21 protein-coding genes are annotated in these 22,239 nt (G+C 33.3%); 9 read left to right on the top strand and 12 right to left on the bottom strand.

Annotation, left to right across the window (positions count from 1 at the left end; genetic code table 11):
- Positions 1-55 precede the first annotated feature (55 nt).
- Both carB and rpmH read right to left on the bottom strand, forming a co-directional pair.
- Entirely contained in the window at positions 56-2,911 is a 2,856-nt protein-coding gene (carB, locus tag BXU01_RS16940) for a carbamoyl-phosphate synthase large subunit (RefSeq protein ID WP_083694264.1), read from the bottom strand.
- Between the two features lie 145 nt (positions 2,912-3,056).
- Positions 3,057-3,218, bottom strand: coding sequence for a 50S ribosomal protein L34 (gene rpmH / locus BXU01_RS16935; protein ID WP_008464848.1), 162 nt, complete (start codon positions 3,216-3,218; stop codon positions 3,057-3,059).
- Positions 3,219-3,385: 167 nt separating this feature from the next.
- On the opposite strand from rpmH, the gene BXU01_RS16930 reads away from it, so the two are divergent.
- A complete protein-coding gene (locus tag BXU01_RS16930; RefSeq protein ID WP_055091846.1) occupies positions 3,386-3,901 on the top strand; it encodes a hypothetical protein in 516 nt (171 codons plus the stop codon).
- Between the two features lie 282 nt (positions 3,902-4,183).
- Here BXU01_RS16930 and BXU01_RS16925 read toward each other — a convergent pair whose 3' ends face one another.
- A complete protein-coding gene (locus BXU01_RS16925) occupies positions 4,184-4,843 on the bottom strand; it encodes an alpha/beta hydrolase (RefSeq protein ID WP_083694263.1) in 660 nt (219 codons plus the stop codon).
- Positions 4,844-5,134: 291 nt separating this feature from the next.
- Between BXU01_RS16925 and BXU01_RS16920 the strand changes: the two genes are divergently transcribed.
- Positions 5,135-5,446: a GNAT family N-acetyltransferase gene (locus tag BXU01_RS16920; RefSeq protein ID WP_255373788.1), complete on the top strand. Its 312-nt coding sequence runs from the start codon at positions 5,135-5,137 to the stop codon at positions 5,444-5,446.
- On the opposite strand, the gene BXU01_RS16915 is transcribed toward BXU01_RS16920, so the two are convergent.
- The 3 genes from BXU01_RS16915 to BXU01_RS16905 form a co-directional block, all read right to left on the bottom strand.
- Positions 5,443-6,873, bottom strand: a complete 1,431-nt coding sequence (locus BXU01_RS16915; protein ID WP_083694262.1) for an anion permease — start codon at positions 6,871-6,873, stop codon at positions 5,443-5,445. The genes BXU01_RS16920 and BXU01_RS16915 overlap by 4 nt on opposite strands.
- Before the next feature lie 16 nt (positions 6,874-6,889).
- Entirely contained in the window at positions 6,890-7,993 is a 1,104-nt protein-coding gene (locus BXU01_RS16910; protein WP_123774089.1) for a porin, read from the bottom strand.
- A 255-nt stretch (positions 7,994-8,248) separates the two neighbouring features.
- Entirely contained in the window at positions 8,249-9,883 is a 1,635-nt protein-coding gene (locus BXU01_RS16905; RefSeq protein ID WP_083694260.1) for an ABC-F family ATP-binding cassette domain-containing protein, read from the bottom strand.
- Between the two features lie 242 nt (positions 9,884-10,125).
- Here BXU01_RS16905 and BXU01_RS16900 point away from each other — a divergent pair, with 242 nt between their 5' ends.
- On the top strand, positions 10,126-10,569 hold the full coding sequence (locus tag BXU01_RS16900) for a PepSY-like domain-containing protein (protein WP_083694259.1): 444 nt from the start codon (positions 10,126-10,128) through the stop codon (positions 10,567-10,569).
- A gap of 86 nt (positions 10,570-10,655) precedes the next feature.
- Here BXU01_RS16900 and BXU01_RS16895 read toward each other — a convergent pair whose 3' ends face one another.
- The 5 genes from BXU01_RS16895 to BXU01_RS16875 form a co-directional block, all read right to left on the bottom strand.
- Positions 10,656-11,831, bottom strand: a complete 1,176-nt coding sequence (locus BXU01_RS16895) for a GlmU family protein (RefSeq protein ID WP_083694258.1) — start codon at positions 11,829-11,831, stop codon at positions 10,656-10,658.
- Positions 11,832-11,978: 147 nt separating this feature from the next.
- Positions 11,979-12,503: a nuclear transport factor 2 family protein gene (locus tag BXU01_RS16890; RefSeq protein WP_083694257.1), complete on the bottom strand. Its 525-nt coding sequence runs from the start codon at positions 12,501-12,503 to the stop codon at positions 11,979-11,981.
- 4 nt (positions 12,504-12,507) lie between these two features.
- The gene (locus BXU01_RS16885; RefSeq protein WP_083694256.1) at positions 12,508-12,915 is read right to left on the bottom strand and encodes a 4-oxalocrotonate tautomerase; all 408 of its coding nucleotides are present in this window, start codon (positions 12,913-12,915) and stop codon (positions 12,508-12,510) included.
- Between the two features lie 52 nt (positions 12,916-12,967).
- Positions 12,968-13,540, bottom strand: coding sequence for a Crp/Fnr family transcriptional regulator (locus BXU01_RS16880; RefSeq protein WP_083694255.1), 573 nt, complete (start codon positions 13,538-13,540; stop codon positions 12,968-12,970).
- A 145-nt stretch (positions 13,541-13,685) separates the two neighbouring features.
- Complete coding sequence (locus BXU01_RS16875) at positions 13,686-13,940, bottom strand: type B 50S ribosomal protein L31 (protein ID WP_029272307.1); 255 nt, start codon at positions 13,938-13,940, stop codon at positions 13,686-13,688.
- A 250-nt stretch (positions 13,941-14,190) separates the two neighbouring features.
- On the opposite strand from BXU01_RS16875, the gene BXU01_RS16870 reads away from it, so the two are divergent.
- The 6 genes from BXU01_RS16870 (at position 14,191) to BXU01_RS16845 (ending at position 21,248) form a co-directional block, all read left to right on the top strand.
- Complete coding sequence (locus BXU01_RS16870; RefSeq protein WP_083694254.1) at positions 14,191-14,724, top strand: DUF4199 domain-containing protein; 534 nt, start codon at positions 14,191-14,193, stop codon at positions 14,722-14,724.
- An 8-nt stretch (positions 14,725-14,732) separates the two neighbouring features.
- The gene (locus tag BXU01_RS16865) at positions 14,733-15,689 is read left to right on the top strand and encodes a glycosyltransferase family 2 protein (protein WP_083694253.1); all 957 of its coding nucleotides are present in this window, start codon (positions 14,733-14,735) and stop codon (positions 15,687-15,689) included.
- Positions 15,690-15,817: 128 nt separating this feature from the next.
- Complete coding sequence (locus BXU01_RS16860; RefSeq protein WP_083694252.1) at positions 15,818-17,545, top strand: phospho-sugar mutase; 1,728 nt, start codon at positions 15,818-15,820, stop codon at positions 17,543-17,545.
- A 5-nt stretch (positions 17,546-17,550) separates the two neighbouring features.
- Complete coding sequence (locus BXU01_RS16855) at positions 17,551-18,588, top strand: YhcG family protein (protein WP_083694251.1); 1,038 nt, start codon at positions 17,551-17,553, stop codon at positions 18,586-18,588.
- Positions 18,589-20,418, top strand: coding sequence for an ABC transporter ATP-binding protein (locus BXU01_RS16850; protein ID WP_083694250.1), 1,830 nt, complete (start codon positions 18,589-18,591; stop codon positions 20,416-20,418). It abuts the gene before it with no gap.
- A gap of 128 nt (positions 20,419-20,546) precedes the next feature.
- Positions 20,547-21,248, top strand: a complete 702-nt coding sequence (locus tag BXU01_RS16845; protein WP_083694249.1) for a DUF2971 domain-containing protein — start codon at positions 20,547-20,549, stop codon at positions 21,246-21,248.
- 253 nt (positions 21,249-21,501) lie between these two features.
- On the opposite strand, the gene BXU01_RS16840 is transcribed toward BXU01_RS16845, so the two are convergent.
- Positions 21,502-22,224, bottom strand: coding sequence for a hypothetical protein (locus BXU01_RS16840; protein WP_083694248.1), 723 nt, complete (start codon positions 22,222-22,224; stop codon positions 21,502-21,504).
- Positions 22,225-22,239: the final 15 nt, after the last annotated feature.

Here is a 22,239-nt window from a genome sequence, read left to right as displayed (position 1 = left end):
TAAAACAAAAAAGCTCCAATTTTCATTGGAGCTTTTTTAATATCAGGATTTGAGATTATTTACTCAAATACATTTTTCTTCTAGAGTACAATTCATAGAATTGATCGTCTTTTAAGTCGTCAATAAACAAGATACTTTCTCCTGTCGATTTCATTTCTGGTCCTAATGCTTTGTTTACATTATGGAATTTACTAAAAGAGAAAACTGGTTGTTTGATCGCATATCCTTTTAATTGTGGATTAAAATCAAAGTCCGTTACTTTATTATGTCCTAACATTACTTTTGTAGCGTAGTTTACATAAGGTTCTCCGTAAGCTTTTGCAATAAACGGTACTGTTCTGGAAGCTCTTGGATTTGCCTCGATAATATAAACTGTATCATCTTTTATCGCAAACTGAATGTTGATTAAACCAACCGTTTTCAAAGCTCTCGCGATTTTCATCGTGTGATCTTTTATTTGCTGCATCACGAATTCTCCTAAGTTAAAAGGAGGCAATGTAGCATTACTATCTCCAGAGTGAACTCCGCAAGGTTCGATGTGCTCCATAATTCCTATGATATACACATTTCCATCAGCATCACAAATCGCATCCGCTTCGGCTTCGATTGCTCCGGCCAAATAATGATCTAAAAGCAATTTGTTTCCTGGAATCGTTTTCAATAAGTTGATAACGTGCTCTTCCAATTCTTTTTTGTTAATTACAATTTTCATTCCCTGACCTCCTAATACATAAGAAGGACGAATCAATAATGGAAAATCTAATGTATCTGCAAGAGCAGAAGCTTCGTCAGCAGTTTCAGCGATTCCGAATTGTGGGAAAGGAATATGTAATTCTCTCAACAAATCAGAGAAACGTCCTCTGTCTTCGGCTAAGTCAAGTGCATCAAAACTAGTTCCGATGATTTTCACTCCGTATTTAGATAATTTTTCAGCTAATTTCAAAGCTGTTTGACCACCTAACTGTACAATAACACCTTCTGGTTTTTCATGCTGAATAATGTCATATATATGTTCCCAGAAAACTGGCTCGAAGTATAATTTATCAGCTGTATCAAAATCAGTCGAAACCGTTTCAGGATTACAGTTAATCATGATCGTTTCATAACCACATTCTTTAGCAGCCAAAACTCCGTGTACACAAGAATAATCAAACTCAATTCCTTGTCCAATTCTGTTTGGTCCTGAACCCAGTACGATGATTTTCTTTTTATCGGTTACGACACTTTCGTTATCTACATAACGCTCACCATTTGCTTTTTCGATTTCAGCCTCAAAAGTAGAATAGTAATAAGGTGTTTTTGCTTTAAACTCAGCCGCACAAGTATCAACCAGTTTAAACACACGGTTAATATTTTTGTCCATACGTAAAGTATGTACTTCACTTTCCAGACAATTTACCATATGAGCAATTTGTCTGTCAGCAAAACCTTTTTGTTTCGCTTCCAGTAAAAGTTCTTTTGGAAGATTAGATACTTTATAATTCGAAATTTCTTTCTCTAAAGTATAAAGTTCTTCGTATTGTTTTAAGAACCACATATCGATTTTTGTGATTTCATGAATACGGCTCAACGGAATTCCCATTGCGATTGCATCATAAATTACAAAAACACGGTCCCAACTTGCAAAAGTTAGTTTCTCGATAATTTGTTCGTAGTTTTTATATCCTTTTCCGTCAGCACCTAAACCATTTCTTTTGATTTCAAGAGATTGAGTAGCTTTGTGAAGTGCTTCCTGGAACGAACGTCCAATTCCCATTACCTCACCAACAGATTTCATCTGAAGCCCTAAAGTTCTGTCAGCACCTTCGAATTTATCAAAGTTCCAACGTGGTATTTTTACAATTACATAATCCAAAGTTGGTTCGAACAGCGCCGAAGTTGATTTTGTAATTTGGTTTTGCAATTCATCTAAGTTGTATCCTAAAGCTAGTTTAGAAGCAATTTTAGCAATTGGATATCCAGTTGCTTTAGATGCCAAAGCAGATGAACGAGATACACGAGGATTAATCTCGATCGCTACGATATCTTCTTTTTCGTCTGGTGAAACTGCGAATTGTACGTTACAACCTCCGGCAAAATTACCAATACTACGCATCATTAAGATCGCATAATCACGTAATTTTTGGAATGTTGTATCTGATAATGTCATTGCTGGTGCAACCGTGATCGAATCTCCGGTATGAATTCCCATTGGATCCATATTTTCGATCGAACAAATGATTACCACATTATCATTCTTATCTCTTAAAAGTTCTAACTCATATTCTTTCCATCCCATTAAAGCTTTATCAATTAAAACTTCATGAATTGGAGACGCTTCAAGTCCGCGAGTTAAAAGCTCATCAAAATCTTCTTTTTTATAAACAATTGCTGCTCCTGTTCCTCCAAGTGTAAATGAAGGACGAATTACAAGCGGAAACCCAAATTCCTGAGCGATTTCTTTTCCTTCTAAATATGAAGTAGCTGTTTTTGCAGGTGCAGTTGGCACATTAATTCTTTCTAAAAGCTGTTTAAATTGCTCTCTGTCTTCTGTAATATTAATTGCGTTTACATCAACTCCAATTAATTTTACTCCAAAATCCTGCCAGATTCCTTTTTCTTCAGCTTCCAAACATAAATTCAAAGCTGTTTGTCCGCCCATTGTTGGCAAAACAGCGTCAATTTGTGGATGTTCTTTCAGAATTTCAATAATCGATTTTGTAGTTAGTGGTTTCAAATATACATGATCGGCCATTGTTGGGTCGGTCATAATAGTCGCTGGATTCGAGTTTATCAAGATAACTTCAATTCCTTCTTCACGAATAGAACGTGCAGATTGAGAACCTGCATAATCAAATTCGCAAGCTTGACCAATAACAATAGGACCTGACCCTATTATTAAAACTGATTTTATTGATGTGTCTTTAGGCATTTTGTATGTATTGTGTAGTTATTATATGCATTCAAAAAACATTCACAGTGCTTTAGAAACTAGAATGTTACAAATTTTTTACCGACAAGGTATAAAAAAAGGCGATACTAAAAAAGTAATCGCCTTATGTATGTTTATACAAACATTATTTTTTGTGTCTAGGCTCGCTAGAAACAGTTAATTTATGTCTTCCTTTTGCTCTTCTACGCGCCAGAACTTTTCTTCCATTCGCAGAAGCCATTCTGTCCATAAATCCGTGCTTATTTCTTCTTTTTCTTTTCGATGGTTGAAATGTTCTTTTGCTCATTGCTTTGTATCTTTAAAATGGTGTCTATTTTCTGTTTTTTCTATTTTGAATATCGTTGTTCCAAAACCGAGTGCAAATATACAAAGACTTTTTTTTCTCGCAAGTAGTTTTATAAAAATATTTTTAATTCATTTTACTATCTTTGCAATCACAAATATACATCTATTATGTTTCACAAAAATATTAAACTTATTTTGGCCGGACTTCTTGTAGTAGCAGGCATTTACCAATTTACAGAAAGTAATATCGGGAATGGAATTTTCCTTATTTTACTAACTGCAATTCCAATTTTTCTTTACTTTAAAAATGAATTTATCCTTTTAGCCTTCCTTAAATTAAGAAAACAAGACTTTGAAGGCGCTAAAAAATGGCTGGCATACATCAAAAACCCCGAAGCAGCCTTAGTTAGAAAACAACAAGGATACTTTAATTACCTTCACGGAATCATGTTATCTCAGACTAATATCAATCAGGCAGAGAAACATTTTAAGAAAGCTATCGAACTTGGACTATCAATGGATATGGATTTGGCCGTAGCAAAATTAAACCTTGCCGGAGTTGCTATGTCACGCCGCAGAAAACTTGAAGCAACCAATTTATTGAATGAAGCTAAGAAATTAGACAAACAAGGAATGCTGAAAGAGCAAATCACAATGATGAAAGAACAAATGAAGAAAATCTAAACTTCTTTACATCAAAATATCAAAATCCCAAACTCTTTTAGAATTTGGGATTTTTTATTTTCATGCTGAGCGGAGTCGAAGCATCGTCCCAATTTTGTAATTTAGATAAATGAGACCCGAGCGATAGTGAACCGACGAACAAAATCACACTAGTTAACAGGCAAAGATTACACAACGAAACCCGACAGGTTTTAAAAACCTGTCGGGTTTACTATACTTTGACAAAAGTTATCGAGATCAAAACCTGAAACCTGAAACTTTAAACCTGAAAAAAATCAAAAACTATTCTTCCAATATAATCGAAGGCAAATTCTCATTCAGCCATTTATATTTATTCAGGATCATAATATGAGTTCCTCCTTTTACTACAATACAACTATTAATATACTTAATAGGAAAAACATCATCCTGGTCGCCATGAATATGAACTACCTTTGAATCAATTTCATTCCTATTCCATAAAATAACCGATTCAACAGCCCATTGCAAATACTTAAGGTCGCGAACTGCTAAAAACTTCTCATATAATTTAATTCGCTTATTGATTTTTTCTCCAAAGGAATACTTTGCAAGATTTTCGATATTCAAAATTAACTTCATCGGAATCAGTTTGTAGGCTTTTGTAGTTTTACCTATTTTCATTCTTCTCGGAAATTCGGCATTACTTCTTACACTCGAAATAATAATTACTTTTCGCGCTTCTATATGTTTAGCGATTTCCTGAACCAGAATTCCTCCAAAAGAAACCCCTATTAAAACCGGATTATCATGTTTAATGTTTTTCGAAATTCTAAGGGCATAATCAGTCAACGCTTCTTTTGGCTGCGGAATCTCCCATTCCAGCAAACATACCTCAAAGACAGATTCATCTAATTTGATTCTTTCAAAAATAGCCGGACTAGCCGCCAGACCAGGCATAAAATATACAGGAATTTTACTCATTTGTTAGAAAAGTGATTATGGTTACAGCGCTTAATTTTAAGCTAAAAATACTTTTTTTAGCAATATGCACTGCAAATCTTACACCATATTTATTTTTTAAACCAACTAAAATTACAAAAGGCATATAAAATTAAGACAACTTTAGGCGTTCAAAAAATAATTTTATATTGAGAATCAATTGATTACCTTTGTAGTCATTATTACCATTATTTAATAATCTTTTTAAAGATTCTTTAGATGATATTTTAACGTTCTTTTTCTATTATTTTTTTTAATTCAATCCCCCAAAACATGACTAATATGGAACCTATTGAAACTATGGAAATCAAAGACAACACTTTTGCAAGACAATTTGAAACCATGGTCCCTGAAGGATTACTTACTGTTGAATATTCGTTTCAGGAAAAGAAAATTTTCCTAACTAAAATCAACACTCCTGAAGGTTTTGAAAATCAAGCTTTAATTGATGTACTACTTAAAAACATCATGGAAATTATCATTGAAAAGAAATTTAGATTAATGCCCATTCATCCCAGAATCGTATTATTTATCAAAAAGAATCCTGAGTTTAAAGAATTACTTCCTCCAGGAATCAGAATTTAAAAATAGCCTATAAGTCTTAGCCATAATCCACCGATAACCATGTAAATAAGCAACATTGTTAATCCGGTGATTAAACCTTTGACCCACCAGCTTTTTAAATCTACGTAGCCGCTCCCAAAGAAAACAGGTGCCGGCCCGTGACCATAATGTGTTAATGTTCCGTAAAGTGATCCTACAAAACCAAGCATAAAAGCTAATAGCAATCCCGGAATTCCAAGCGAAACACCTACACCAAGCAAAGCCGCATACATTGCAGCAACGTGTGCGGTTGCACTTGCAAAAAGATAATGGCTAAAAAAGTACACTAATATAATAATAGGAAAAGCCATTTGCCAGCTTAGTCCGCCAATCTCAGCTTTTACCAAGTTACTAAACCAACCTATAAATCCTAATTCGTTAAGAGAACTGGCCATCATTACCAAAACCGAAAACCAAACAATTGTATCCCAGGCACCTTTTTCGGCTTTTACATCTTCCCAGGTTAAAACAGAAGTAAGCAACAAAATCACCAAGCCAATAAATGCAGTAGTTGTAGCATCAATAGAAAATAAATCTCCTGTCATCCAGAGAAATAGCAAAATAAAGAAAGTAAACAGCATCATCCATTCATTGCGGGTTATTGCGCCCATTTCTTTTAGTTTTTGAGCCGCAATCTGCGGAGCATCTCCGGTTTTTTTTAGTTCCGGGGGATAAATTTTATACAACACAAACGGAATTACAAAAAACGCCACCAAACCCGGAACTATTGCTGCAGTTGCCCAAGAGATCCAACTTATTTTAATTCCCAGATTAAGGGCAAATTTTTGACACATAGGATTACTTGCAGTTCCGGTCAGAAACATAGACGAAGCAATCAGGTTCGCATTATAACTGCTCAAAGTAAGATATGCTCCTAATTTTCTATGGGTTTCCGGTTGATCCGGCATTGAGCCGAAACTCATTGACATCGATTTCATGATAGGATAAATAATCCCTCCTCCTCTTGCCGTATTACTTGGTACTGCAGGAGCCAGAACTAAATCTGCGAGACCTAAACCATAAGCGAGACCAAGCGAACTTTTACCAAATATCCTAATAAACAAAAAAGCTATCCTGTTTCCTAAACCGGTTTTGATAAAACCTCTGGCAATGAAAAACGAAATTCCGATAAGCCAGATCACTTTATCACCAAAGCCTCTTAATGCCAGTGTAATCGACTTGCCAGCTTCACCAGGCGCCAAGACCTGAGAAAATGCAGTTAAGGCAATTGCAATCATACACATCGTACCCATAGGCGCGGCCTTTAGAATAATTCCTAAAATAGTAGCTACAAAAATGGCGAATAAATGCCATGCTTCAATTACAACGCCATTGGGAGCAGGAATAAACCAAATTGCAATTCCAATTGCAAGTGTTATAAGCGATTGAGGAATTTTTACTTCTTTCATAAAAATTAATTTTAAATTAAAGTCTGAGCTGTAACTGAATCAAGAATAAATCATCATTATAAAAAGAGGTATCCGGAATATTTTTATCGTATCGGTCTATTTCAAATCCCATTTCTATGCGTCCTAAATATGCTTTACCAAATTCAAGACTTACCATTGGCGTATACGTTTTTCGTACATTCGAATTTATCTTATAATTATTATCAAAAGATTCAAATCTACAGGACAATTCCAGCGAAGTCAATTTTTTATAATCAACAACATACCTTAAATTAGGCAAGAAATAAACACCACGCATTTGATAATCATCAACATTAGAAGTTCTGGTATCAGCTGGTAAAGAAAAATAAAGACTATGATTCGTACCTTGTTTATATTCTATTTGCAAATCAAAAGTAAACCTGTCAGTAAGCTTAAAGTCACTGGTAACATCAGCTCCCAAAGCAAATACCTTTTGATCTGATCTTTTTCCGATACCACCATTTAGCCCTAAATTTATTTTATGCAGTTTCGACAATTCAAAAACCCATCTTGTCGAATATTGTTTTCCATTGTCGTTATCCATTTCCTGATTTTTTCCGTTTCCGTTCAAAACCGAAACAGCATAACTCACAGGGATTTTACCAATATCAAAAGCTCCGGACGCAGAAGCTCCAATTTGAAAACTTGTCCATCCATTTTTTCCAAACTCATAATATTGATTCGAAAAATCAAATGATTTAATGATATCTACCGGAACTAATTCTTCGATACCAAATGCGGGACGAAACTGACCACCTGTTAAGGCTATATATTTATTGAAAGTATATTTTCCGTAAGCATTTTCAAGAACCTTACTTTTTGGATCTGATTTAAAATCAGCAAGGTTTACCAAAATCACCACTTCTGTAGCTTCACTTAATTTAGTATTAAGGCCAACACGCATTCGTTTGATATCAAATGAGCTTTGAGTTACTTCGCCTGTAGAATGATGAACTCCCAGGACATCAACATTTTCACCAAAACTTTCTAAATACCTGGCTTGCAAAAGCCCTTTAAACTGAAACTGAGGATACTTTACACTACTTTCAGAATCGGTTGTCTTTTGATTTTCATTTTGAGCACGAACCAAAAATGGCATGAACACAAAGACAAAAAGAATTTTTATTAGGGAAGACCGATTCATATATGTCAAAAATAAAAATGAGACTTTAGCGCATAGTTTTATTTAGGCAGGTTTAAAAACATACACACCCTACAAAATATCTTACCAAATTAAGAAAAATATAAACATATTGTAAAAAAAATCTGCATTAAAATTTCATTACAAATATTCATTAAAACAAAAAAAGGTATAAGAACTAACTTATACCTTTATATTTTAAAGTAGAAAAAATTACTTTTCAATCTCTCTCATAGAATCCATTTTTTTATGTGCAAGAAATCCTGCTACATCTTCAAAATGCTCTTTTACGCGCTTGTTCCCAAACTCAAATACTTTAGTTGCTAATCCGTCAAGGAAATCACGATCGTGAGAAACCAGGATTAATGTCCCGTCAAAATCGCGTAATGCATCTTTAATAATATCCTTAGTCTTCATATCCAAGTGATTCGAAGGCTCATCGAGAATTAATAAATTAACAGGCTCCAACAATAATTTAATCATTGCCAAACGTGTTTTTTCTCCTCCTGAAAGTACTTTTACTTTTTTAGTAATATCATCACCCTGAAACATAAACGCTCCAAGAATATTTTTTATTTGTGTACGAACATCTCCAACAGCAATTGCATCTATAGTTTCGAATATCGTAGCATTCTCATCTAATAATGAAGCTTGGTTTTGAGCAAAATATCCAATTTGAGAATTGTGACCAATTTCAACACTTCCTTCATCAATACCAATTTCTTTCATGATCGCTTTGATCATAGTCGATTTTCCTTCTCCATTTTTACCTACAAAAGCTACTTTCTCACCTCTTTCAATCACAACATTAGCGTCTTTAAAAACTACATGATCACCATAGGATTTAGAAAGTTCTTTTACCACAACCGGATATTGTCCGGAACGTGCTGCAGGTGGGAATTTAAGTTTCAATGCTGAGTTATCAACTTCATCAACTTGTACGATAACTAATTTCTCAAGCATTTTCACACGAGACTGAACTGCATCAGTTTTAGAGAATGTCCCCTTAAAACGATCAATAAATGCCCTGTTATCAGCAATCATTTTTTGCTGCTCATCGTATGCTTTTTGTTGGTGTACGCGACGATCTTTTCTCAATTCTAAGTAATGAGAATATTTTGCTTTATAGTCGTAGATTCTTCCCATTGTAACTTCGATAGTACGATTAGTAATATTATCTACAAACGCTCTATCGTGCGAAATTACTACAACTGCTTTTGCTGAATTGATCAGAAACTCTTCTAACCATTGGATACTTTCGATATCCATGTGATTGGTAGGCTCATCCAGTAAAATCAAGTCCGGTTTTTGCAATAAGATCTTTGCCAATTCTATACGCATTCTCCATCCTCCTGAAAACTCAGAAGTCTGACGTGTAAAATCTTCACGCTCAAAACCTAAACCAACTAATATTTTCTCAACTTCAGCTTCGTAATTTACTTCTTCGATGGCATAAAACTTTTCGCTTAAGTCAGAAACTCTTTCGATCAATTTCATGTAAGCATCACTTTCATAATCTGTACGAACGGTTAATTGCTCGTTGATTTCGTCGATTTCAGCTTTCATTTTAAAAATTTCACCAAAAGCTTTAGATGCTTCTTCCATTACAGTAGAACCATCTTTTGTCAACAAATGCTGAGGCAAATAAGCAATAACAGCTTCTTTTGGAGCCGAAATACTTCCGGTTGAAGGTTTGCTCTGACCTGCAATTATTTTTAAAAGTGTCGATTTTCCCGCACCATTTTTACCCATAAGGGCAATTTTATCATTTTCATTTATAGCAAAAGAAACATCGCTAAATAATGTAGTTCCACCAAACTGAACCGAAATATCGTTAACTGTAATCATTAGTTTCTGTGAATTTGTTTAATCGGTTAATCGTTTAGTTGACCACCTGTTTTTTTCGTGGTGCAAAGATAGATTTAATTAGATAATGTGCCAATTTGAAAATTAGATAATTTTGAAAATGTGTTAATTAGACAATATATGAATCGAATAACATCTAAATCGTAACGAATGAAACAGCAATAGTCTTTTCATATTTTAAAATTTTAGCCTTATCTTGTATAATAATTAAAAATCAGGAAAAAATGAGAACGAAATTAAATTTGGCAGCCAGCATAATTGCAGGATTAATATTTGGACTTTCTGCAAATGCACAAAAAACTGTAATTAAAAAGGAAAATTTACCGGCAAACGCACAAACTTTCCTGAAGACCCACTTTGGATCAAAAAAGCCGAGCTATATATTAGAAGACAAAGAAATTCTCTCTACAGAATACAAAGTTCAGTTTGATAATAAAACGGAAATAGAATTTGACAAAAAAGGAAACTGGAAAGAAGTAGATGGGAATGGCTCTAAAATCCCTTCGTCTATTATCCCGAAAAAAGTCGCTTCGTATATAAAAACAAATTTCCGCAAAGAAAAAATAATCAAAATAGAATTAGGATCTTCCGGTTACGAAACAAAACTAACCAATGGTTTAGAATTAAAATTCAACCTAAAAGGAGATTTTATTAAAATCGATAAATAATTAATTAAAAATACAAAACCCGACAGGTTTTAAAAACTTGTCGGGTTTGCTAAATTATCTAATTTTCAAATTGACTAATTATCTAATTAATCTTTTCTCCATTTTTTAGTTTCCTCAAAAATATGTTCTAAGATTGCTGCTTCTGTTTCATCGAAATCTATGTTTCGTCTTCCCATTACTAATTTTGCAGTTTCGAAAGCTTTTTTGGTTACATAAGTCGTAAAACCTGCTGCTCCGCCCCAAGAAAAACTTGGTACAAAATTGCGAGGAAAACCACTGCCAAAAATATTGGCGCTTACTCCTACTACAGTTCCGGTATTAAACATGGTATTGATTCCGCACTTACTATGATCTCCCATCATTAAACCACAAAACTGAAGTCCGGTTTTAGCAAAACCTTCTGTTTCGTAACTCCATAATTTTACTTCTTCGTAATTATTTTTCAGGTTTGAGTTATTACTGTCGGCTCCAATATTACACCATTCACCTAAAACCGAATCACCTAAAAATCCGTCGTGCCCTTTATTTGAATTCGCAAAAAGAACCGAATTTTTAACTTCTCCTCCAATTCTTGATCCCGGACCAACTGTAGTTGCACCGTAAACCTTGGCGTTTAATTTTACCTGAGCATTTTCACATAAAGCAAAAGGACCACGAATTACGGTTCCTTCCATAATCTCGGCATTCTTACCTATATATATAGGTCCGTTTGAAGCATTTAAAGTTACAAATTCCAGTTTTGCACCTTCTTCAATAAAAATATTCTCGGATGCAATAACATTTACACTTTTTGGGATTGGCTGTGATTTTCTGTCTTCTGTCAAATAAATAAAATCTTCGCGAATTGCAGCATCATTTTTCGAAAAAATATCCCAAGTATGCTCTACAGTCAAGGCATCTCCGTTATATTGAATAATTTCGTACGAATCAAAATCTACTTCTTCCTGATTTTCATTGGTAAAAAAAGCAATTACATCATCACCTTTAAAGATTGCCTGATTTTCTTTTAAATCAGAAACTAATTCTGCAAGCGTATCATTTGGTAAATATGCCGCATTGATCATTACGTTTTCTTCCATTTCAACCATCGGGAATTTGGCAGAAAGGTAATCTTCGGTAATAGTTGTTATGGTCGAACCTAAACGCGTTTCCCATTTTTGGCGAATCGTCATGATTCCAATTAAGATATCAGCAACAGGTCTTGTAAACGTAAAAGGTAATAGTGCATTCCGGACGGGACCGTCAAAAAGAATGTAATTCATAAATAAAAATATTTGGTACTTGTTAAAATCTGATTTGGTTATCAGGTCCAAAGTTACGAATATTTTATTTTGTGCAATTAAATGTCTTATGACAACAAAAGAAAATCCGGCAAATACAATTTAGAACAGTAAACTCAATAGCCGCTTTTATTTATTTCTGCTTTTACGATCGGGCTGTTTAAAATATTTAACCAATTCTATAGAATATATTACACTTGTAATCTTCCATTTACCATCTCTTTTAATAAGATTTAAATATTTACTCCCCCAATTAGTCATTTTTCCATCAGCCCAAAAACTATAATCCATTGCTACTGAAGCAACGGTTCCGTCTTCTATAATTTTAATATTATCAAATTTGTCTTCGGTTGTTTTATAGTTAAATAAGCCTCTTAGAAAACCTTTGTAAGATCCTGAAAAATAATTACTCCCGGATTTAGCCTCTCCTTTTTCCTCAATTTCTTTAGTCCGGGTTCGGTCTTTATCAGCCGCACACCAAACTACATGATCTTCATTAAACAAACTATAAAATGCAATAGAATCTTTTTCGATTACACTTTTTGAGTAGGAATCAATTATAGCAAAAATCTTTTTCTTATTCTCCATTTTTTGTTGTCCATAACAATGTATTACTGTTAAAAATATCAATGTCAAGATGTTGATTTTTTTCATTTAATTAAACTTTTAAAATTTTATTCTTAATAATTTTATACTCAATTGTAAGACCTTCATATCCATAAGCATCGGCTTTCATTTCTTCTATTGCGGCATAACTTACAGGATGAAGATTCGATATTATTGAAGCCAAAGAATTATGCAAAGCTTCTATAAACTTTGCTTTATCATCTTTTAAATTTGTGGAATCTGAAATTTTAATAGTCAGAAAGAAACTATTTTTCTTTAATTCGGCTAAAGATTCCGAATTGATAAACCAAAGATAATCTGGTATAAAAGATACTGTTACAACAGTGACTTCTGGTTTTTTATTTAGGATTTCTTTAGTGAGACTGCTAATAGTCTGTACTAACTCTTTTGCCAAAGCAGGATTTTCCTGACCACTGACTTTTAGATTAATTGCTGGCATACTTCAAATATTAATTGATTATTGAAGTACAAAATTGAATCTAAATCAACATTTATTTATTGATGTATGTTAAGAGTTTTATTCGGCTAAGCGATTCGGGTTTAATTCCAAGATAAGAAGCAATATGATATTGAGAAATCTGTTGCCCTATTCCTGGATGTGTTTTATAGAGCATTTCCAATCTTTCGGCTGCAGAATTTTTCAGAAAAGAGGTTTCTCGCCTGCATTTTCTAATAAAAAAAATATCCGAAATATATTTTGCCAGCTTTAAAAATGCAAAATCATCTTCAATTAATTGATTAAACTTTTTAAGAGTTATGTACATAATTTCAGTTTCAGCAAGAGCTTCAATGTTGCAGTTTGTTGGGCTTTGAGTTAAATAACTTGTATAAGCTGTCACAAAACTATTTTCAAGATAAAAATCATTATTATATTCAACTCCATCATTTTGAACATACGATCGAAGTTTTCCAGATTTTACTATTCCAATAAATTCACAAACAAAACCTTCCTGAATTAAATGTTCTTTTTTCTTTAAAACTTTAAACTGAAGTTCATTATTAAACTTTTCAAAATGATGCATCTCTAGTTCCAGTTTTTCAAAAACAGCTATAAGTGACTCCATTTGATTGTCTTTAAAATTATTTTATTCAAAGATAGAGATATCACGCAACATAGATTCGTCTATTTAAGTATTATATTTTTGACGTTTTAAATCCATAAAAAAAGCCTCCCAAATTGGAAGGCTTTTGTATAAATAAAAACAGTTATTAGTTTTTAACGTGTTTTGCATATTTAGTTTTGAATTTATCAATACGTCCTGCAGTATCGATAAGTTTAGATTTACCAGTATAAAAAGGGTGAGATGTTCTAGAAATCTCCATTTTTACAACTGGATACTCAACTCCGTCAACTTCAATTGTTTCTTTTGTATCTGCAGTAGATTTAGTGATAAAAACTTCGTCATTTGACATGTCTTTAAATGCAACTAATCTGTAATTTTCTGGGTGAATTCCTTTTTTCATCTTTTCTTTTTATTTATTGTTTAGAGCATTTTTATTTTGAAGCTTTTTCATGGTTAGAAAAAGGTGTAAACAAAGGATACTCTTTTTTTGTTTAAAATTTAATTTATTTTGAGTTTGCAAATTTACAATTCTTTTTTAATATACAAATGTTTAGCCCACTTTTTTTTAGTTAAATTCAAAAAGCTTTTTTTGTCTCTCAATATATTGGGAATTGCTATATTTGTGGATTAATTTTAAAACATATAGAAATATGATTAATGAAGTTATAAAAAAGAATGGTATTACTTATGGTGTAATGATTGGAATTGCATCTGCATTAGTTACGAGTACTATATATGCGATTGATTTAAATTTATTCACGTCATGGTGGATCGGGCTTTTGAGTCTGGCTATTAACCTTACTATATGTATCGTTTTACTTTCTAAAACCAAGAAAGATTTAAGAGGAGTTTTTTCTTTTAAAGAAGCTTTTACTACTTATTTTATAGCTGCAGTAATTGGAATTCTGATTTCTACATTTTTTAATATTATCCTTTTCAATTTTATTGACCCGGCAGCAAAAGATACTCTGAACGAATTGATCATTAAATATACGGCCACTATGATGCAAAAATTTGGATCACCGGCTTCTGCAATTAATGAAACTATCGACAAAATGAAAGAAACAAATCCATATTCTACTTTAGAATTACTTAAAGGATCTGTTTTCGCGATTGTTGTCAGTTCAATTTTTGGATTAATTTTCGCAGCATTTTTTAAAAGCAAAACTACTACACAAGAATAAAAATATAAATGAATCTATCTATACTTATACCGCTTCTTAATGAGGAGGAATCACTAAAAGAACTCTATTCGTGGATTATTAAAGTGATGCAATCTAATAATTACTCTTATGAAATCATTTTTGTAGATGATGGTAGTACAGATGATTCTTGGAATATTATTGAAAGTTTTTCTAACGAAAACCCTAATGTAAAAGGAATTCGTTTCATGAAGAATTTTGGAAAATCACAGGCGTTGCATGCTGGTTTTGCAAAAGCGCAAGGAGATGTTATTATTACTATGGATGCGGATTTGCAGGATAGTCCGGATGAGATTCCAGGATTATACGAAATGATTACGGCCCAGAAATTTGATTTGGTTTCGGGCTGGAAAAAGAAACGTTACGACTCTGTTGTGGCAAAAAATCTTCCGTCTAAACTTTTTAACTGGGCAGCAAGAAAAACTTCAGGAGTAGAATTGAATGATTTTAACTGCGGATTAAAAGCATACAAAAATACGGTTGTAAAAAACATTGAAGTATCTGGTGAAATGCACCGATACATTCCGGTTTTGGCAAAAAATGCCGGTTTTGGTAAAATTGGTGAAAAAGTAGTGATTCACCAGGCCCGTAAATATGGTGAAACTAAATTTGGAATGGAACGTTTCATAAACGGCTTTTTGGATTTAATCACAATTTGGTTTTTATCCCGATTCGGAAAAAGACCAATGCACTTATTTGGTGCGATGGGTTCATTAATGTTTATTATCGGGTTTTTAGCAGCCGGATATATTGGTATATCTAAATTATACCATATGTATAACGGAATGAAATATAGCCTTGTAACCAGTAATCCTTGGTTTTTTATTGCTTTAACTACCATGATTTTAGGAACTCAATTATTCCTTGCAGGTTTTCTTGGCGAGATTATCTTGAGAACCAAAAGCAATGAAGCACGTTATAAAGTAGCCCGAGAGGTTAATTTTTAACGTGAAGTCCTAGCCCTGATGGAAGGGAAAATCCTTTTTTATACGCCGCGGCGGATAAAAAAGATTGGAATGACAGCAGGAAATAGCTCCTGAAAATTATTATTTTAAAATATAAAAATATACGAATGATGAATATAGCACCTAATATTTTGAATGCTGTAAACGAATGGCTGACCCCAACATTTGATAACGATACACAAGCTGCAGTTAAGGAATTAATGACTACGTCGCCAAAGGAACTTGAAGAAAGTTTTTATAAAAACCTGGAATTCGGAACTGGCGGAATGCGCGGTGTTATGGGTGTTGGAAACAATAGAATCAACAAATATACACTTGGAAAAAACACGCAGGGATTGTCTGATTATTTGCATGAGGTTTTCCCTAATCAGCCTTTAAAAGTAGTTATCGCTTATGATTGTCGTCATAACAGCAACACTTTAGCAAAAGTTGTAGCTGATGTTTTCTCTGCAAACGGAATTCACGTTTATTTGTTCTCGGATTTACGTCCAACTCCTGAATTGTCTTTTGCCCTTAAGCATTTAGGCTGCCAATGCGGAATTGTACTTACAGCTTCACACAATCCGCCGGAATACAACGGATATAAAGTATATTGGCAAGATGGTGGACAAATTGTTCCGCCGGAAGATGCTGCAATTATCAATGTAATCGAAAATTTAGATTACGATAAAATTAAATTCAACGCAAACGAAAGCCTGATTGAATATATCGATACTGAACTTGACAAAGCTTTTATAAAATCATCTATAGAAAACGCCAGTTTTAATACTCCGGCCGAAGCCAAAGATAATTTACATGTTGTTTTTACGTCATTGCACGGAACTTCGATAAAATCTATTCCTGATACTTTATCGCAAGCAGGTTATAAAAACGTACATATCGTTCCTGAACAAGCGATTCCTGATGGAGATTTTCCAACAGTTAAATCTCCAAATCCTGAAGAGCCTGAGGCTTTGACTATGGCTTTGGCTCTGGCAGATAAAACAAATTCCGACATTGTTGTAGGAACTGATCCTGATTGTGACCGCCTTGGTGTTGCCGTTAGAAATAATGATGGTAAAATGATTTTGCTTAACGGAAATCAAACCATGATTTTAATGACTTCTTTTTTATTGAAACAATGGAAAAAAGCAGGCAAAATCAACGGAAAACAATTCGTAGGCTCAACTATTGTTTCGACTCCAATGATGATGGAATTAGCGACAAGTTATGGCGTTGAATGCAAAGTTGGTTTAACCGGTTTTAAATGGATTGCCAAAATGATCAAAGATTTCCCGGAACTCGAATTTATTGGTGGCGGTGAAGAAAGCTTTGGTTTTATGGTTGGTGACGCCGTTAGAGATAAAGATGCTGTTGCAGCTACTTTATTAATATGCGAAGTTGCAGCTCAGGCAAAAGCGGCTGGAAGTTCTGTCTACAAAGAACTTTTACAACTTTATGTTGAGAACGGATTCTATAAAGAATACCTGGTTTCGTTAACCAAAAAAGGAATGGAAGGTTTACAGGAAATCACTCAGATGATGATTGATTTACGTGAAAACCCTCTAAAAGAAATCAGCGGACAACGTGTAATTATGGTTGAAGATTATCAATCTTCTATTGCTTTAAATTTATTGACTGGTGAGGAATCTAAAATGGATATCCCAAAATCTAACGTATTGATTTATTATACTGAAGATGGTTCTAAAATTTGTGCAAGACCAAGCGGAACTGAACCTAAAATAAAATTCTATATTAGTGTAAATGCAGAATTGGATTCGGTTGCTAATTTTGACGCTGCAGAAAGTTATTTGGACGAAAAAATACAAAACATTATTGCAGGAATGCAATTGAAATAAAAATAATGAGTGATAAACCGGAGACAAATGATCAACCCGAACTATTAGATTCTATAATTGGATTAATAGATCAGAGCCGTCATTTTGTTGCTAAAACGGTTAATCAGGAATTAACGCTTTTGTATTGGAAAATTGGAAAAACGATCAATGAAGAAATTCTAAAAAATGATCGTGCTGATTATGGCAAGAAATTAATTCAAAATTTAAGCACAGAGCTTTCCATCAGATACGGAACTGGTTTTAACAAAAGAAACCTACATAGTTTCATCAAGTTAAACACTATAATTCAAGACCTTACAATTGTGCACACAGTGTGTGCACAATTGAGTTGGTCTCATATCAGAACTCTAATCTATATTGAAAACAATATTAAAAGAGAGTTTTATATCCAGATGAGTATTCACGAACGCTGGAGCGTGAGAACTTTGCAAGAACGCATTGACAGTATGCTTTTTGAAAGAACGGCAATCAGTAAAAAACCCGAAGAAACTATAATTAATGATCTGAAGTTATTAAAGACTGAGAAACAAATTAGTCCTGATTTAACTTTTCGGGATCCTTATTTCTTAGATTTTCTAGGATTGCATAATAGTTATTCAGAGAAAGATCTGGAAAGTTCAATCTTAGCCCAACTACAAAATTTCATTACTGAAATGGGCAGCGAATTTGCTTTTCTTGCCCGTCAAAAAAGAATAACAATTGACGATGAAGATTTCTATATCGATTTACTTTTTTATCATCGCGGTCTTCGCAGATTGGTTGCTATTGACTTAAAACTAGGAAAATTTAAAGCCGGTTACAAAGGCCAAATGGAACTTTATTTGCGCTGGTTAGAGAAAAACGAACAAAAAGAAGGCGAAAACAAACCAATTGGATTAATTTTGTGTAGTGAAAAATCTCCTGAACAAATTAATTATTTAATGCTTGACAACGATGAACAAATCAAAGTTTCGGCTTATTTAACACAATTACCTGAAAAAAAATTATTGCTAGAAAAACTGGAAAAAGCCATTGCAATAGCAGAAAATAACATCCACAAATAAATGAGTAATTTCAAGAAAATAGTTCCTTTTATATTTCCGTATAAAAAATATGCATTCTTAAACATCTTTTTCAATGTTTTGTATGCGCTTTTTAGTACACTATCTTTTATGGCATTGATTCCTATGCTTCAGGTCCTATTCGATAAAACTAAGAAAAACTATGTAATGCCAACTTATGAAGGACTTACCCATATAAAAGAATATGGAGAAAACTATTTAAGCTATTACATTACAACACATACAGACCCTAATAATCCCGGGTATGTACTTTCGATTATGGTCGCCTTAATCATCTCGATATTTTTATTGAAAAACTTAGCAGACTATTTAGCGATGTTTTTCATCAATTTTTTGCGAAATGGTGTTTTAAGAGATATGCGAAATGCACTGTATAAAAAAACACTCGAACTGCCTTTGGCTTTTTATTCTGAAAAAAGAAAAGGAGATGTTATCTCCAGAATTTCTGCTGACGTAAATGAGGTTCAGACTTCTTTCCTGGCAATTTTAGAACTTATTGTAAAAGAACCTTTAACTATTATTTTTACAATAGGCGCCATGTTAATTATCAGTGCTAAACTTACTTTGTTTGTATTTATCTTTATTCCTGTTTCCGGATATATTATCTCATTGATAGGAAAACAATTAAAAAAACAATCCAGTAAAGCACAACAGGAACAAGGTAGTTTTTTATCTACCATTGAAGAAACAATTGGCGGATTGAAAGTGGTAAAGGGATATAATTCTGAAAATTATTTCAACTCTATCTTTCAAAATTCAACTGAGCGTTTTTTCAGATTATCAAATAGTATCGGGAATCGCCAAAACTTAGCTTCGCCAGCAAGTGAGTTTATGGGAATCACTGTAATTGCAATATTACTTTGGTATGGAGGTCAAATGGTTTTGATAGAAAAAACTCTTGATGGCCCTTCATTTATCGCTTACATGGGATTAGCCTATAATATTCTGACTCCTGCAAAAGCAATTTCTAAAGCTTCTTATGGAGTAAAAAGAGGAAATGCAGCTGCAGAACGTGTTCTTGAAATTCTGGAACAGGAAAACACTATTGTTTCAAAAGAAAATGCAATCGAAAAAACAACTTTTGATGATAATATAGATATTCAAAATATCAACTTTAAATATGAAGATGAAACGGTTTTAAAAGACTTTTCTCTTCAAATTAAAAAAGGTCAGACTGTTGCTCTTGTTGGACAATCCGGAAGTGGAAAAAGTACAATTGCAAACTTATTGACTCGTTTTTATGATGTAAACGACGGAACAATTTCTATTGACGGAGTTAATATTAAAGACATGAATTTACAATCGCTTCGCGGTTTGATGGGATTGGTAACACAGGACAGCATTTTATTTAATGATACAATAAAAGCTAATATAGCGTTAGGAAAATTAGATGCTACGGATGATGAAATTATTGAAGCGCTAAAAATCGCCAATGCTTTCGAATTTGTAAAAGAATTGCCTTTAGGAATTTATACTAACATTGGTGACAGCGGAAATAAGCTTTCAGGCGGTCAAAAGCAACGTTTATCTATCGCTCGCGCTGTATTGAAAAATCCTCCTATTATGATTCTGGACGAAGCAACATCAGCACTGGATACTGAAAGCGAAAAATTTGTTCAGGTTGCTTTAGAAAACATGATGCAAAACAGAACTTCGATTGTTATTGCTCACCGACTTTCGACCATCCAGAAAGCAGACAAAATAGTCGTAATGCAAAAAGGAAAAATCGTTGAACAAGGCACACATGATGAATTGATTGGGCAAAACGGAACCTACAATAAATTGGTAACTATGCAATCATTTGAATCGTAAATAAAAGAATATACTTTTAGCCACAGATTACACAGATTAACTCAGATTCTTTTTTTAACGAAATAAAATCATTTTAATCTTTATAATCTGTGGCTATTTTTTTTAGCATAAATCTTAAAATGTAAAATATGTATCTCAACAGTCAGAATATAAAGCTTCCCGATGATCCGGATACTGTTGTTTGGAAATATTTGGACTTATCTAAATTTCTTGATTTATTAATGTCTAAGAAGTTATTCATGTCCCGATCTGACAAATTCGAAGATCAGTACGAAGGAACTTTCAGCGAACCTACTTTTGAGGAGATCAAAAAACTTGCGATTGATAATCCTGACTTTTTAAATTATTACAAAACCCATCGCGAACAAGTTGCCATAAGCAGCTGGCATATCAACGAATATGAATCGTTTGCCATGTGGCAGATTTTCACGCAAAACAGCGAAGGATTAGCAATCCAGTCGACTATTGGCAGGTTGCAAAAAGCAGTAAATCCGGAGAATAATTTTGATCAGTATATTGGTGAAGTCAATTATATCGATTACAAAAAAGAATATATTCCGTTTGATGATTTATTTTTTCCGTTTTTGTTTAAACGAAAAAGTTTTCAGTACGAACGCGAAGTTCGTATTATTACCGACACTTCAAAAAGTATTACAAAACTAAACGACGGTTTAAAAATCAATGTCGATCTTAAGCAATTAATTGAGAAGATATACATTCATCCAAAATCTGAAAACTGGTATAAAAAACTTGTAATCGAATTGGTAGAACGTTTGGGTTTTGATTTCGAAATTGAAAAATCTGATCTGGAAAGCGATATATTGATATAGAGATGCTAAGTTGCTGAGATACTAAATTGCTGAGTTTTTTTCACAGATTACATAGATTAAAAGGATTTACACCTATTGACTACATATTTTAAATAATTTCTAAAATACTAACCTAAACTGGACTAAAGTCCAGCTCTACAAAATTTATAGAACCTGCGGTTCTTTTTATCAACCGTAAAAAAAAAGCCCTTTAAAAAATTAATTTTTTAAAGGGCTTTTTTTTATTGATTTCAAATCTTAGCAACTTAGAACCTTAAATAGGTTTATAGCTCTTTACTTCCCATTTTTTCGCGCCTAAATCAATGTAGTTATAATGCAAAACGTCATTTTTGTCAAATTGCCCGTTTTGGTTCGTATCTTCTATTGTTCTAAAGTATAAACGGCTTTTAGATTCTACCAAACTCCAATCTACTAATTCCTGAAAATCTTCAGAGATTTTCGTGAAATTTTCTCCGCTAATATTACTCAGATATAATGTTTTAATATCTCCTGAATCAATTTTACCATCTTTATTGGTATCTGAATCTGCAAGGGTATATACCATAATTTGGTTTTGAGTTTTGTCTGCAACTGACTTTAAATAAGTAGCTGTTAAAATCAAAGCCGGTTTATCTGTCAAAGGCCGGATCGAATCAGAATCTACTTTTTGAAATTTTAAATTCTGTAAATATCCTGTAATTTCATACTCACCTAAATTCGAAATTGTAAAGCTTACATCATTCACACTTGACGATCCGTAACGCGATTTCGTTCCTTTCTCAAAAACGCGTAAATCTCCCACAGGATGAATTAAATAATTCGTTCCTTCCATCTGAATTGGCAAATCTGCGATTTCAATCTGCGTAGAATCTGTTTTAGATACAACACTTGTTTTGTTTGCAGCATCATAAATTACTTTCGGTTTCTGAACTTCATCTTTACAACTCGCTAATGTTCCGATGATTGCTAAGGCTATATATGTTAAGGATTTTTTCATGTACGCTAATTATAT

Origin of the sequence: [Flexibacter] sp. ATCC 35103 (assembly GCF_001975985.1) — a bacterium.
In the GTDB taxonomy this organism is placed as follows: domain Bacteria; phylum Bacteroidota; class Bacteroidia; order Flavobacteriales; family Flavobacteriaceae; genus Flavobacterium.
This window is presented reverse-complemented; position numbering and strand designations above follow the sequence as displayed.